A 14,022-nucleotide genomic window follows, 5' to 3' on the forward strand; every position below is an offset into this window, starting at 1 on the left:
CGCCAGCTCCGCCCGGTGACCCGCGGTCGCGCCGCCCGCCGGACGCGCGGCGCGGGCGCGTCGGCGGGACACTCGGGACGTGCCAGACCGCGAGCCCCTCGCCGAGTACCGCGCCAAGCGGGACCCCGCGCGGACTCCCGAGCCCGTGCCCGCCACCGACCCCGACACGTCGTCGGCGGGTGACCGGACCTTTGTCGTCCAGGAGCACCACGCGCGTGCGCTGCACTGGGACGTCCGGCTCGAGCGCGACGGCGTCCTGGTGTCCTGGGCGGTGCCGAAGGGTCTGCCACCGGACCCGAAGGTCAACCACCTGGCGGTCCACACGGAGGACCACCCGCTGGAGTACGCCACGTTCGAGGGCCGGATCGGTGCGGGCGAGTACGGCGGTGGCCAGGTCACCGTGTGGGACCACGGCACCTACGAGGAGCTGAAGTGGACGGACCGCGAGGTCCAGGTGGTGCTCCACGGCAACCGGGTCCAGGGTCGCTACGTGCTGTTCGCCACGCGCTCGAAGGGCGCTGCCGACGACGGCCGCAGCTGGATGGTCCACCGGATGGATCCACCGACGGATCCCGGCTGGACCCCGTTGCCCACCGACGTCCGACCGATGCTCGCGCGGTCGGGCGCCCTGCCTCCCGACGACGGGGCGTGGGCGTACGAGATGGCATGGGGCGGCGTCCGCGCGCTCGCGTTCGTCGACGGCGGGCGGGTGCGGCTGCGGGCAGACGACGATCTCACCGGTACCTACCCGGAGATCGCCGGGCTGGGCGAGCAGCTCGGTTCCACGATCGCCGCGCTCGACGGGGAGATGGTCGCCCTCGACGTCGCGGGCACCCCCGACCTCGAACGGCTCCGGGAGCGCACGGCGGCCACCGGCAGCGCCGCACGGCGACTGGCCCGGACGCACCCGGTCACCTACCTCGTCTACGACGTCCTGCACCTCGAGGGACGCCCGACCGTGGACCGGCCCTACGACGACCGTCGGTCGCTGCTGGACGAGCTGCAGCTCGCAGGCCCCGCGTGGCGTGTGCCGCCGACGTTCGACGGCCCCGGCGCTGCGGTGCTGGCTGCCGCCGCGGCGAACGGGTTCGACGGGATCGTCGCGAAGCGGCGCTCCTCGCCCTACCGGCCCGGTGTCCGCTCCCCCGACTGGCGCCGTGTGTCCCCGGGGTGACGACGCGCGCCGCGCGGCGGCGGGGGCGCGGGGCCGGCTCGCCCGCACAGGGCGTCCCGGGTGTCCGGACGGCGCTCTCGCACCGGTCGCGCCCCCACCGTCGTCCGTCAGGCCTCGGCGTTCGCCTGGGCGGTGATCTGGTTGCTGTCGCCGGCGTGCTGCACCTCGATGCGCCGCGGCTTGGCCTCCTCCGCGACCGGGATGCTCAGGGTGAGGACGCCGTCGGCGTAGGTGGCCGTGATCGAGTCGAGCGCGAGGCCGCGGCCCACGGCGAGCTGTCGCGCGTACGTGCCGACGGGCCGCTCCTTCGCCAGCCACTGGACGTCCTGCTCGGTGTGCGGGGTGCGCTGCGCGCGGATCGTCAGCGTGCGGTCCTCGACGTTCACGTCGATGGTGCCCGGGTCGGCGCCCGGCAGGTCCACGTGCAGCACGTAGTGGTCCCCGGAGCGGTACAGGTCCATCGGCATCGTCGCGGCGGCACGCTCGGCGGACGCGACCTGGGCGAACAGGCGGTCGAACTCCTGGAACGGGTCGAATCGCGTAGCCATGACCGTCACCTCCTTCTCGGCGAGGCGCCGGACCGTCCGGGCCTCGGGTGCTGTCCGACCCCCGTGGCCGGACTGGCTACAGCACAAAGAATTAGCACTCTCCTGGGCAGAGTGCCAGCGATGCGCGGGGGTCGTTCGCGCGCGGCGAACAGACGGCCACGACGCGCGTCCCGGTCGTCGTCGGCGTAGCGTCGGGACGTCCCGGCGTGAGGCAGCCGCGCCACGACCGACAGTGCGGTCGGAGCGTGCATGACCGCCGAGAGGACTCCCCATGAGCGAGACGACGCTGAGCGGCTACCGCGTCCTGGCGATCGTGACCAACTACGGCGTCGAGCAGGACGAGCTCGTCGTCCCGGTCGAGCACCTGCGCGAGCGCGGCGCCACGGTCGTGGTCGCTGCCGCGTCGACCGACACGGTCCAGACGCTGGTCGGTGACAAGGTCCCCGGCCGGTCCGTGCAGCCGGACACCACGTTCGGCGACGCAGGATCGGACTTCGACCTGCTGCTGATCCCTGGTGGGACCCTGAACGCCGACGCGCTACGGCTGGAGCCCGGCGCCGTCGACACGGTGCGTTCCTTCGCGTCGTCCGGCCTCCCGGTGGCTGCGATCTGCCACGGCCCGTGGGCGCTCGCCGAGGCGGGTGTGGTCGAGGGTCGGACGGTGACGTCGTACCCGTCGCTGCGGACCGATCTGCGCAACGCCGGGGCGACGTGGGTGGACCAGTCCGTCTCGGTCGACGACGGCGGCCCGTTCACCCTGGTCACCTCGCGCACGCCGGACGACCTGGGCGACTTCCTGCCCGCCGTCGAGAAGGCGCTCGCCGGCAGCCACGACGCCGAGAGGTGACGCGAGCGATCGTGGGACGCGCTGCTCGCGCGGGTCGGGACGAGGATCCCCGACGCGGATGGCCTTCTGGGACGACATGACCGGTCCGCAGCTCTGGTCGGTGCCCGGCGCCGCCAGGACACGGCGACGCTCGTCGCACGGCTCCGGTCGGGCCGGTCGGGCAGACTCGGACCATGGGCTCGCACACCGCGTGGGTGCTGCACGTCGACCTCGACCAGTTCGTCGCGGCCGTCGAGGTCCTGCGCCGCCCCGAGCTCGCCGGGAAGCCCGTCGTCGTCGGAGGGCGCGGCGACCCGACCGAGCGGGGCGTGGTCTCCACCGCGTCCTACGAGGCACGGGCCTTCGGGGTCCGCTCCGGCATGCCGCTGCGGATCGCTGCCCGCAAGCTCCCCGACGGGGTGTTCCTCCCCGTGGACGCCCCCGAGTACGAGGCGGCGTCGGAGCGGGTGATGGCGACACTGCGCTCGCTGGGCGTCGTCGTCGAGGTGATCGGCTGGGACGAGGCGTTCCTGGGCGCGCAGACCGACGACCCCGAGGCGCTGGCCCGCGACGCGCAGGAGGCGGTCCTGCGCGAGACGCGGCTGCACTGCTCGGTGGGCATCGGGGACAACAAGGTCCGCGCGAAGATCGCCACCGAGTTCGGCAAGCCCGCGGGCGTGTTCCGGCTCACCGCCGAGAACTGGTTCGACGTCATGGGCCCCCGCCCGACCATCGACCTGTGGGGCGTCGGGACGAAGGTGTCACGCCGCCTCACGGCCCTCGGCGTCACCACCGTCCAGCAGCTGGCCGACGCGCCGGCCGACGCCCTGGTCGCCGAGTTCGGCCCGCGGATGGGCGTCTGGTACCACGAGCTCGGGAAAGGTCTCGGGCCGACCACCGTGGACGACGCGCCCTGGGTGCCGCGGGGACACAGCCGCGAGACGACGTTCCAGCAGAACCTCACCACCCCCGAGCAGGTGCGGGACGCGCTCCGGACGATGGCGCACGAGGTGGTGGAGGACACCGCCGCCGACGGCAGGCCCGTCGTCCGCGTGGCGATCAAGGTGCGGTACGCGCCGTTCGTCACCACGAGCATGAGCCGCAAGCTCCCGTCGGCCACCCAGGATCCCGCGACGATCGTGGACGCGGTGCTGACCCTGGCGGACAAGATCGAGGACCGGGAGATCCGGCTGCTCGGCGTCCGAGCGGAGATGGCGATGCCCGACGACGCCGACCCGGCCGACCGCACCCCGGTGCGCGGTCGGATCTGACCGAGTCCACCATGCGAGAGTCCGGGCCGAACTCTTGACCCGCTCCCCCGGCGCGTGCTCGTCTGTGCCCGCCATGCCGAGCCGACCTGGGAGGAGCCCTCGATGACCGCTGTCCGCGTCACCGCGCTCCCGTCCCGTCGTGCCGTCCTCGCGCTGCGTTCCTGTCCGGCCTGCTGTCAGCAGCACTGACGCTCCCACCCGGCCCACGCCGGGAGCAGGCCCGTCCGACCCACGCCACCGTCGCGTCCGGGTCGGTCCGCAGACGCACCCCGAGAGGCACCACCATGAGCACGGACACCCTCGCCCGCACCCTCGACGTCGACCAGCTCAGCGCGCTCACGCGTTCGCTCGCCGCGCAGACCGACCTCTGGCAGCCCCTCGTCCAGTTCCAGGAGAGCGGCCGCTGGTGGACCCGGCTCGACAGCCCGCCCGGGGTCGACGTCTGGCTGCTGAGCTGGCTGCCCTCGCAGGGCACCGAGCTGCACGACCACGGAGCCTCCGCGGCCGCGTTCACCATCGTCGCCGGCACCCTCACGGAGGTCCGGCCGACCCTCGCCGGTGAGCTGGTGCCGCAGCGGTTCCCCGCGGACCGGACGCAGACCGTGGACCCCGGTGACCGGCACGACGTGCTGAACACCGGGACCGAGCCGGCGGTGAGCATCCACGCCTACTCCCCGCCACTGACCCGGATGACGTACTGGGCGACCGCTCCGGACGGCAGCCTGGTCCCGTCGCGCACCGTCGACACCGACGAGCCGGAGTCCGACAAGTGACCCGCCGCCGGACCATCGACGACGTCCTCGCCGAGGCCCGCGCGGGCCTGCACCGGCTCGACCCGACCGACGCGTGGGACGCGCTGGCGACGGGCGCGCTGCTGGTCGACATCCGCCCCGCGGCGCAACGCGCCGCCGAGGGCGAGGTGCCGCAGGCGGTCGTGATCGAGCGCAACGTCCTGGAGTGGCGGCTGGACCCGGCCAGCGACCACCGGATCCCGGCCGCCACCGGGTACGACGTCCAGGTGATCGTGCTCTGCTCCGAGGGCTACACGTCCAGCCTGGCCGCCGCCGCGCTCGCGGACCTCGGGCTGCACCGCGCGACCGACGTCGTCGGCGGGTTCCACGCGTGGGCAGCCGCAGGGCTGCCCACCACCGGCAGGGTGCCCCGCGGCGAGCTGGTGGGCGCGGGGGTGCACGCCCGCACCTGACACCGGGAGCGCCGGGCTCCGGCGAGTGGTAGACCGGGAAGAACCCGCTCCCTCGCCCGAGGAGATCTCATGCGATCGTCCAGGCCGACCGGTTCGCTGGTGGCGCTCGTCGCCGCCGCCGCCCTTGCGCTGGGGGTGGGCGTCGCGCCCGCCTCAGCGCACCCGCCGCGCCCGGGCCACGGGGGCGAGAAGGTGCCCGTGGCCACGGGGTACGGCGGCGCCGTCACCACGGTCGACGCCGACGCCACCAGGGTCGGGATCGAGGTGCTGCGCCGGGGCGGGAACGCGGTCGACGCCGCCGTCGCGGCCGCGGCGACGCTCGGGGTCACCGAGCCGTTCTCGTCGGGCATCGGGGGCGGCGGCTTCTTCGTGTACTACGACGCGGCGACCGGTGAGGTCCACACGATCGACGGTCGCGAGACCGCCCCGATGGCGATGCAGAGCGACGCGTTCGTGGAGGACGGCGTGCCGATCCCGTTCGCCGACGCCGTGACGTCGGGACTGTCGGTCGGCGTCCCCGGTACGCCGCGGACGTGGGCGACCGCCCTCGACCAGTGGGGGTCGATCGATCTCCGGACCGCACTCCGCGGCGCCACCGACGTGGCGCGTCGCGGGTTCGTGGTCGACCAGACGTTCGTGGACCAGACGACCGCGAACGTCCCGCGGTTCTCCGCCTTCCGGTCCTCGTCGGACCTCTTCCTGCGCCGGGGCGCCCCACCGGCGGTCGGGTCGGTCTTCCGCAACCGCGACCTGGCGGACACGTACGACCAGCTGGGACGCCGAGGCGTCGACGCGCTCTACACCGGCCGACTGGCCGAGGAGATCGTCCGGACGGTCCAGGACCCGCCCGTCCGCCGGCACAGCCCGCTCGTCGCGCGTCCGGGGCTCCTGGAGCTCGGTGACCTCGCGTCGTACCAGTCGCCGCTGCGGGCCCCGACGCTCGTGTCCTACCGCGGGCTCGACGTCTACGGGATGGCGCCGCCGTCGTCCGGCGGCTCGACGGTCGGTGAGGCGCTGAACATCCTGGAGGCCTCCGACCTCGGGGACACGACGCAGACGCTCCACCACTACCTGGAGGCCAGCGCCCTGGCGTTCGCCGACCGGAACCGGTACGTCGGCGACCCGGCCTTCGTCGACGTGCCGCTCGACGAGCTCCTGTCCGACGGGTTCGCCGCGGAGCGCGCCTGCCTCATCGACCCGGCGACCGCCCTGACCAAGCCGGTCGCGCCGGGCGTCCCGGACGGCGACTACGCGACGTGCGAGACCGGGGCCACCGGCACCGAGGGCTCGGACGGCCAGTCCACGACGCATCTGACGACCGCGGACCGCTGGGGGAACGTCGTGGCGTACACGCTCACCATCGAGTCGCTGGGCGGCAACGGCATCGTCGTGCCGGGCCGCGGGTTCCTGCTGAACAACGAGCTGACCGACTTCAACTTCACCGACACCCAGGGCGGCGTCGACCCGAACCTGCCCGGTCCCGGCAAGCGGCCGCGCAGCTCGATGGCCCCGACGATCATCCTGGCCGACGGCGCTCCCTTCCTGGCCCTGGGCTCCCCCGGCGGGTCGACCATCATCACCACCGTCCTGCAGATCCTGGTGAACCGCCTGGACCTCGGGATGGACCTGCCGGACGCCGTCGCGGCGCCGCGTGCGACGCAGCGCAACACGGCCGCGGTCCAGGCCGAGCCCGGCTTCGACCGGACAGCGCTGCAGGCGCTCGGCCACACGTTCGTGGACAACCCCGAGATCGGTGCGGCGACGGGGATCGAGTTCCTCGACGGCGGCGCCCTGCAGGCGGTCGCCGAGCCGACGCGGCGCGGTGGCGGGAGCGCGGCGGTGGTCCAGGGCAGCTGAGATCGTCCGCCATGCAAGAAAGTTGACTAAACCCTCTGGTCAAGTCGGGATTGTTGTTATACCCGGTGCATCGAACCCGCGCGGACCGTGCGGCGGGTTCATGAGAGCCGAGATCGAGGACCCCGCCATGACCCATCAGACGTCGTCGCAGCACCCCGGAGCGCGAGTGGTGGTGCTCTCGGGCAACCCCCGGGCGGGTTCGCGCACCACCACGGCCGCGGTGCACGTCGCGCAGGAGACCGCACGCCTCCTCGGCTCCGAGCAGCCCGTCGAGACGGTCGAGCTCGCGCAGTTCGCCGCCGAGATCCTGGCGGACACGCACCCCAGCGCCGACGCGGCGCTGCGGACCGTCGCCGACGCCACGGTGCTCGTCGTGGCGACGCCGGTCTACAAGGCCTCGTACACGGGCCTGCTCAAGGCGTTCCTCGACCTGTACGGCCCCGGCGGTCTCAGCGGCGTCGTCGCGGTCCCCGTCGTCGTCTCGGGCAACCCCGCGCACGCGCTCGTCGGCGAGGTGCACCTGCGTCCCCTGCTCGTCGAGCTCGGCGCCGTGGTGCCCACGCGGGCGCTGACCCTGGTGGAGTCGCAGCTCACCGACCCGGACCCCGTGATCGAACGGTGGTGGTCGGAGGGTGGCCGCGCCCTGGGCGCCCAGGTCGCCGCAGCCGCCACCGCTGCTCTGGGCAGCGCTGTCGCGCCCCGGCTGGCGGAGGCCCGCGCATGACCGCCGAGACGTTGCACGCCTTGGACCGCCTGCTCCGGGACCAGGACGAGCCGCAGCTGTCGCCGCAGCAGTACAAGGAGGTCTTCCGCCAGCACCCCGCCGGCGTCGCGGTCGTCGCGCTGCGGGACGGCGAGCGCCGGATCGGGTTCACGGCGACCTCGGTCATCTCCGTGTCCGCCGCTCCCCCGCTGCTGGCGTTCTCGCTGGCGTCGACGTCCTCGTCGTGGGACGCCCTGTCCCGCGCACGCACCATCACCGTGAGCTTCCTGTCGGCGGACCAGGACGACGTGTCGGCACGCTTCGCGACCAGCGGCATCGACCGGTTCGCCGCCGGCGGCTGGTACGACCTGGGCAGTGGCGAGCCCGTGATCGAGGGCGCGGTGTCCTGGGTCCGCGGGCGAGTGCTGCAGCGCACGCCGGTGGGCGACAGCTACCTCGTCTCGCTCCGGGCGCTCGAGCACGGCACGTCCGCCGACACGACGCCGCTGGTGTACCACGACCGCAGCTACCACCGGATCGGCTCGCACACCGCGATCTGACGCGCGTCGCTCGACCTGGTGCAGCGAGGGCCGCGAACGTCCAGATCGCATGCCTCCCTCTGACGCTCCGACCCCGGCCGTCGCGCATGCGGCCGGGGTCGGGGACCACGCACGAAGAAGCCCCCCGCCACGTGGCGGGGGGCTTCTGCGTGCGTTCAGTCGATCGCGGTGAACCCGGCCGGGCGGCGGGCGTCGGCGGGGCCCCACAGGTCGGTCTTCACCTCGGCCTTGACCAGCGGGACGACCTCCTCGGCGAACCGGCGCAGCACGTCGTGCTGCTGCTCCGGGTCGAGGACGTGGTTGACGGAGACGGACTGCAGGTCGTGCCGGTAGCTGGCGTGGTAGTCGAGGATCTTCTCCGCGACGCGCTCGGGCGACCCGACGAGCGCCGGGCCGCGTTCCACGGCCTCCTCGATGGTCCGGAAGCTGGTCACCTTGCCGACCGCCGCGGGGTCGTGCTTGCGCAGGTCCTGGCGTGCGACGGCCCCCTCGTAGAACGGCCGGTACTGCGCGATGGCCTGCTCGGTGGTGTCGGCGAGGAAGAGCCCGCCGGACCCGGAGCCGACGAACGCGTACGCCGGGTCGTGGCCGTGCGCGGCGTACTGCTCGCGGTACCGGTCGATGAGCACCTGGTAGTTCTCGCGCGGCTGCAGCGCATTCGCGCTGACGACGGGGTCGCCGTGCTTGGCGGCGAGGTCGACGGCGAACTGCGACGTGGCCGACCCGTGCCAGATGCGGAACGGTCCGGAGAACGGCCGGGGCAGCGTCGTCGCACCGTGGAGGTCCGGGCGGTGCCGACCCACCCACTCGACGTCCTCGCGGCTGAGCAGCAGGCTGAGCAGCTCGTAGTTCTCCTCGAGGTACTCGTACTGCTTGTCGAGGTCGAGCCCCAGCAGCGGGTACTGGAGCGCCTCGTTGCCCTTGCCGATGACGATCTCGAGCCGTCCGCGGCTGAGCTGGTCGATCGTCGCGTAGTCCTCCGCGACGCGGATCGGGTCGAGCAGCGAGAGGACCGTCACGCCGGTGCTGAGCAGGATGCGGGACGTGCTCGCGGCGAGCGCCCCGAGCAGCACCGTGGGCGACGACGAGAGCACCTCGCCGGCGTGCCGCTCCCCCACGGCGAACGCGTCGATCCCGAGCTGCTCGGCGAGGACGGCCGTCTCGACCACGCGGGCGAGCCGGTCGGCCGGTGCGACCGCCTCACCCGTGACCGGGTGCGGCGGGTTGAAGACGATGTCGAGGACCTGGAAGCGCATGACGTCCCCTCAGGCCGCGGCACGCGCGGCGTCGCGGGCGGCGACGCCCTCACGGACCAGCGGGATCACGTAGCGGCCGAAGTCGATCGCGTCGTCGAGCAGGTCGTACCCGCGCGCGGAGATCACGCTGACGCCGAGGTCGTAGTACGCGAGCAGCGCCTCCGCGACCTGCTCGGGCGTGCCGACGAGCGCGTTGGAGTTGCCCGCGCCCCCGGTCGCCTTGGCGGTCGCCGTCCACAGGGCGGAGTCGAACCGGTCGCCCTGCGCGGCGATCTCGAGGAGTCGCTGGGACCCGGCGTTCTCGGGCTTGTCGATGGAGTGACGCCGGCTCAGCACCCCGCCGGCGGCCGCCTTGCGGGCCTCGATCGCGCCCAGGATCCGGTGTGCCTTCTCCCACGCCAGCTCCTCGGTCGGCGCGATGATCGGCCGGAACGCGGCGTGGATCCGCGGCGGCGTGGTCCGGCCCGCGGCCGCGGCCTCGCGACGGATCCGCGCGATCTGCTCGGCGGTCCGGTCGAGCGGCTCGCCCCACACGGCGTAGATGTCGGCCTCGGCGGCACCGACCCGGTAGGCCGCGTCGGACGACCCGCCGAAGGAGATCGTCGGCGAGCGGCCGTCGACCGCCTTGGCGTCGAGGACGAAGTCGCGGAACTGGTAGAACTCCCCGTCGTGGTCGAACGGCTCGGCGCTGGACCACGCACGCTTCACGATCTGGATGTACTCCTGGGTGCGCGCGTACCGCTGGTCCTTGGTGAGCGTGTCGCCCTCGCGCTGCTGCTCGTGGTCGTTGCCGCCGGTGATGAAGTGCACCGAGAGGCGCCCGCCGGAGAGCTGGTCGAGCGTCGCGAACGACTTCGCGGCGAAGGTGGGGTACGAGACGTTCGGGCGGTGCGCGAGCAGCAGCTCGATCGAGTGGAGCCGGGCGGCGGCGTGGGCGGCGAGGACCGACGGCTCGGGGCCGCTGGAGCCGTACGCGAACAGGACGCGGGTCCAGCCGTTGTCCTCGTGGGCGCGGACGATGCGCTCGAGGTAGCGCAGGTCGAACGGCGCCGTGGTGGGGACCTGCGTCTCCGAGCCGTTGCTGGTGGTGGCGATGCCGAGGAACTCGACGGGCACGGTGGGACTCCTTCTGGGGGGTGGGGGTCAGGCGCCCGAGGGCACCAGGTCGTGGGCGTCGGCAGACGCGTCGGCAGTTGCGGCCGCGTCGGACACGTCGGCCTGCAGGCCCCACACGTCGGCGAGCAGCTCGAACGAGCGCACGCGGTCGCGCGGGTCGTGGGTCTCGGTGGTGACCAGGAGCTCGTCGGCCCCCGTCACGCGCTGGAGCGTCGCCAGTCCCGCGGCGACCTCGTCCGGCGTGCCGACGATGCGGGTGTCGATGCGGTCGCGCAGCACGTCCTGGTCGGCGGCGCTGCGCTGCTCCCACGGTGTCGTCGTGCCCGGCTCCGGGTAGGCGATCGCGCCCTGCGCGCCGCGACGGATGGAGAGCACCCACTCGGCGAACGGGTCGGCGAGGTGCTGCGCCCGCTCGGGCGTCTCGGCGGCGAGCACGTCGGCGGAGACCACCACGTACGGCTCGGCCAGCACGCCGGGCCGGAACGCCGACCGGTAGGCCTCCACGGTGCCCAGCACGTTCGACGGGCTGACGTGGTAGTTCGCGGCGAGCGGGAGACCCAGGGCACCCGCGACGCGCGCGCTCTCGCCCCCGCTGGACGCCAGCACCCACAGGTCGAACGCCGCACCGGCCACGGGCGGGCTCACGTAGGCGTGCCCGGCGCTGTCGACGTAGGTGTCGGCGAGCAGGCCGAGCACCAGCTCGAGCTCGGCGCGGAAGTCCTGACCGGTGCGGCTGGCGCCGATGACCTCCTTCTGCGCGAGGATCCGGGCCCGCAGCGAGGAGTCGGTGAAGTCGATCGGCGGCGTGCCCGGGACGTGCAGGCCCTCGACGTCGCGCGCCTGCGTGCGCGGCGGCGGGGCGTTCCCCTCGGGCGGCGGGGTGAACGCACGGCCGAGGCCCAGGTCGACGCGTCCGGGGTGCAGCGCCGCGATGGTGCCGAACTGCTCGGCGGCGATCAGCGGACTCGTGGTCCCGAGCAACACGGCGCCCGAGCCCACCCGGAGGCGCCGGGTGCGCTCGGCCGTCAGGGCCGCGAGCACCGCGGGAGACGCGGACGCCACCCCGGGAGCGAGGTGGTGCTCCGCGAACCACAGCCGCCGGTACCCGAGCCGGTCGGCGGAGACGGCGAGGTCGAGGGTCGCGCGCAGGGCGTCGGCGCCCGTCTGGCCGACACCGACGGTCGCCAGCTCGAGGATGGACAGAGGCACGTTCGTGGTCATGGGGGTTCCTCCGTGGGAGTCAGGGGTCAGACCGGCAGGGCCGCGAACCGGGCGGCGGCGAAGGCCGGGTGCGGCACGGTCGCCGGCTCGGACGCGAGGTCCGCGAGCACGCGTCCGATCGCCGGCGCGAACTTGAAGCCGTGCCCCGAGAACCCGGCCGCGACGACCACGCGACCGCGGCGGTCGAGGACGAAGTCGTGGTCCGGCGTGGTGGTGTACGTGCACGAGATCGGGACGAGGTGGTCGGGGTCGGCGCCGGGCACCCACCGCGCCACGTAGTCGCGGAGCTGGCGCAGCTGCCCCGGCTCGGGCGTGAACGTCCGTCGGTCCGGGTCGGTCCGGGGGCCGACCCCGTGGAAGCCGACCTTGATGCCCTCACCCGGGGTGGCGAGGCCGTAGACGCCGCTGGGCCACGCGTGCGGCGCTCGCGGGTCGTGGGTGAACGACGGCCACAGGTCGGCGGCGGGCGCGTCCGGGCGCAGCGCGAAGTGCGCGGGCTGCTCCTGGGTCACCACCAGCCGGTCGGCCAGCTCGGGGATCCCGGCGAGCAGCCCGGAGGTCCAGGCACCGACCGCCACGACGACGCTCGTCGCGTGCCACGTGCCGGTGTCGGTGACCACGCGAACCCCGTCGCCGGTCTGCTCGACCGCACGCACCGGGCTCTCGTGCAGCACCCGCGCACCCGCCGCGGTCGCGGCCTGGAGGAACGCCTCGACCACGCGGTCGGCGTGGAGACGTCCCGCCGTGCTCGTCTCGTGCAGGACGTCACCCTCGAACGCGAGGCCCGGCCAGCGCGCGTGCGCGTCGGCGGCGGACAGCCACTCGTGCGGGATGCCCCGCGCGACGAACGCGTCGGCCACCTCGCGGGACGCGAGCGAGCCCTGGCTCACCCCGCCCGTGATGGTGAGCAGCTCCCCCACCGCGGGCGCCTCGTCCTCGAGCACCCGCCACAGGTCGAACGCCTCCTGCACCAGGTCGAGGTACTCCGCGCGGGCGTAGGTGTTCCGGTAGATCCGGGACGCGCCGTGCGACGCCCCCCACGTGTGCCCGCGGTCGAACCGTTCGAGCAGGACGACCTGCGCCCCGCGCCGGGCCAGCTGCCACGCGGTCGCGGCGCCCATGACCCCGCCACCGACGACGACGTGGTCCACGTGCTCGCTCATCTGCTCCTCCTGCTCGTGTGGGTCGGCCGGCTGGGCGACCCCCGTCCACCCAGCCGGCCGTGTGAGGCGACTCCCCAAGCCGCCTCGTCCGTGGGGTCAGTCCGTCTTCGGCAGACCGGGCGGGTTCAGCTCGGACGTCTCGATGGCCTCGTCCTGCAGGCCCCAGCGCTCCAGGACCTCGGTGTACGTGCCGTCCTCGAACGCGTGGTTGAGCGCCGCGGTGACGGCCGGCGCCAGGCCGTTGCCCTTGAGGGTCCCGACGGCGATCTGCGCGGTGGCGGGCCAGCCGCCGTTGAGCGTGCCGATCACCTTGAAGTCCTCCGGCGAGACAGCGGCCTTGTAGGCGGCGGTGGCGTTCGGGCCGAACGAGACGTCGATACGGCCCGACTGCAGCGCGAGGATCGTGTCGCCGTCGTTCTCGAAGTACTCGACCTTGGCGGCCTCGAGCCCGGCCGCCTGGTTCTCCTCGTCCCAGGCGAGCAGGATCTTCTCCTGGTTGGTTCCCGAGCCCACCGCGACGGTCAGACCGGCGATGTCCTTCGGCTCGGTGATCTCCGTGAGGTCGTCGTTGTCTGCGCGCACGAGCCAGCCCAGCTGGTCGTTGCGGTAGGAGGAGAAGTCGTAGAGCTCCTTGCGCTCCTCGGTGACCGTGACGTTCGAGATGACCGCGTCGACGGCGCCGGACTGCACGGCGAGCGGCCAGTCGGCCCACGCCTTGACCTCGTGCTTCAGCTCCAGACCGAGCGCGTCGGCCACCAGCTGGGCGATGTCGGTCTCGTTGCCGATGGGCGTCTTCTCGTCGTCGGCAAGGAACGCCAGCGGAGCCACGTAGGCGCTGACGGCGACCGTCAGCGTGCCCTTCTCCTTGATCGCCGCAGGCAGGAGCGCGATCGCCTCGGCCTACTCGGTGGTGTGGATGCGGTCCTGGTCCGCGGTGGTGTTGACGGTGAGCCCGGCCGCCTGCGCGGCCTCCTGGAGGTCACCGCCACCGGGCTCGGCCTCGACGCTCGAGGAGCAGGCCGCGAGACCCGCGAGCAGGGGGGTCAGGACGAGCGCGGCGAGCAGCCGGGTGCGGGACGGGCGGGCGGACGTGGTGGACATCATCTTCTCTCTTCGGGTGGGT

The 14,022-nt window shown here is 73.6% G+C and carries 15 protein-coding genes; 8 read left to right on the top strand and 7 right to left on the bottom strand.

The features are described from left to right. Positions 1–79 precede the first annotated feature (79 nt). Positions 80–1,174 (top strand): DNA polymerase ligase N-terminal domain-containing protein, encoded by a 1,095-nt coding sequence (locus ACXJKF_RS17010; RefSeq protein WP_456788901.1) that lies wholly within the window; start codon positions 80–82, stop codon positions 1,172–1,174. A gap of 107 nt (positions 1,175–1,281) precedes the next feature. Here the strand turns inward: ACXJKF_RS17010 and ACXJKF_RS17015 are convergent, their stop codons facing one another. Further along, the gene (locus ACXJKF_RS17015) at positions 1,282–1,722 is read right to left on the bottom strand and encodes an Hsp20/alpha crystallin family protein (protein WP_456788902.1); all 441 of its coding nucleotides are present in this window, start codon (positions 1,720–1,722) and stop codon (positions 1,282–1,284) included. Positions 1,723–1,993: 271 nt separating this feature from the next. On the opposite strand from ACXJKF_RS17015, the gene ACXJKF_RS17020 reads away from it, so the two are divergent. The 7 genes from ACXJKF_RS17020 (at position 1,994) to ACXJKF_RS17050 (ending at position 8,143) form a co-directional block, all read left to right on the top strand. Then, positions 1,994–2,569 carry a type 1 glutamine amidotransferase domain-containing protein gene (locus tag ACXJKF_RS17020; RefSeq protein WP_456788903.1) on the top strand — a complete coding sequence of 192 codons (576 nt, stop codon included), beginning with the start codon at positions 1,994–1,996 and terminating at the stop codon, positions 2,567–2,569. A 173-nt stretch (positions 2,570–2,742) separates the two neighbouring features. Then, positions 2,743–3,819, top strand: a complete 1,077-nt coding sequence (locus tag ACXJKF_RS17025; protein WP_456788904.1) for a DNA polymerase IV — start codon at positions 2,743–2,745, stop codon at positions 3,817–3,819. Between the two features lie 284 nt (positions 3,820–4,103). Further along, entirely contained in the window at positions 4,104–4,592 is a 489-nt protein-coding gene (locus tag ACXJKF_RS17030; protein ID WP_456788905.1) for a cysteine dioxygenase, read from the top strand. Beyond that, on the top strand, positions 4,589–5,023 hold the full coding sequence (locus ACXJKF_RS17035) for a rhodanese-like domain-containing protein (protein WP_456788906.1): 435 nt from the start codon (positions 4,589–4,591) through the stop codon (positions 5,021–5,023). Before ACXJKF_RS17030 ends, ACXJKF_RS17035 begins: the two co-directional genes overlap by 4 nt. Before the next feature lie 69 nt (positions 5,024–5,092). After that, positions 5,093–6,880 carry a gamma-glutamyltransferase gene (gene ggt / locus ACXJKF_RS17040; RefSeq protein WP_456788907.1) on the top strand — a complete coding sequence of 596 codons (1,788 nt, stop codon included), beginning with the start codon at positions 5,093–5,095 and terminating at the stop codon, positions 6,878–6,880. Between the two features lie 127 nt (positions 6,881–7,007). Next, complete coding sequence (locus ACXJKF_RS17045) at positions 7,008–7,604, top strand: NADPH-dependent FMN reductase (protein ID WP_456788908.1); 597 nt, start codon at positions 7,008–7,010, stop codon at positions 7,602–7,604. Continuing rightward, the gene (locus ACXJKF_RS17050) at positions 7,601–8,143 is read left to right on the top strand and encodes a flavin reductase family protein (RefSeq protein ID WP_456788909.1); all 543 of its coding nucleotides are present in this window, start codon (positions 7,601–7,603) and stop codon (positions 8,141–8,143) included. The genes ACXJKF_RS17045 and ACXJKF_RS17050 overlap by 4 nt, the downstream gene beginning before the upstream one ends. A 155-nt stretch (positions 8,144–8,298) precedes the next feature. On the opposite strand, the gene ACXJKF_RS17055 is transcribed toward ACXJKF_RS17050, so the two are convergent. From ACXJKF_RS17055 to ACXJKF_RS17080, 6 genes are all read right to left on the bottom strand, one after another. Continuing rightward, positions 8,299–9,399, bottom strand: coding sequence for an LLM class flavin-dependent oxidoreductase (locus tag ACXJKF_RS17055; RefSeq protein WP_456788910.1), 1,101 nt, complete (start codon positions 9,397–9,399; stop codon positions 8,299–8,301). 9 nt (positions 9,400–9,408) lie between these two features. After that, entirely contained in the window at positions 9,409–10,515 is a 1,107-nt protein-coding gene (locus tag ACXJKF_RS17060; protein WP_456788911.1) for an LLM class flavin-dependent oxidoreductase, read from the bottom strand. Between the two features lie 27 nt (positions 10,516–10,542). After that, positions 10,543–11,736, bottom strand: a complete 1,194-nt coding sequence (locus ACXJKF_RS17065; protein ID WP_456788912.1) for an LLM class flavin-dependent oxidoreductase — start codon at positions 11,734–11,736, stop codon at positions 10,543–10,545. Between the two features lie 26 nt (positions 11,737–11,762). Continuing rightward, positions 11,763–12,899, bottom strand: a complete 1,137-nt coding sequence (locus ACXJKF_RS17070; RefSeq protein ID WP_456788913.1) for an FAD-dependent oxidoreductase — start codon at positions 12,897–12,899, stop codon at positions 11,763–11,765. A 96-nt stretch (positions 12,900–12,995) separates the two neighbouring features. After that, positions 12,996–13,790, bottom strand: coding sequence for an ABC transporter substrate-binding protein (locus tag ACXJKF_RS17075; RefSeq protein WP_456788994.1), 795 nt, complete (start codon positions 13,788–13,790; stop codon positions 12,996–12,998). Between the two features lie 9 nt (positions 13,791–13,799). Next, entirely contained in the window at positions 13,800–14,000 is a 201-nt protein-coding gene (locus ACXJKF_RS17080; RefSeq protein WP_456788914.1) for a hypothetical protein, read from the bottom strand. Between the last annotated feature and the right edge of the window lie 22 nt (positions 14,001–14,022).

This window comes from Cellulomonas sp. P5_C5 (genome assembly GCF_054049655.1).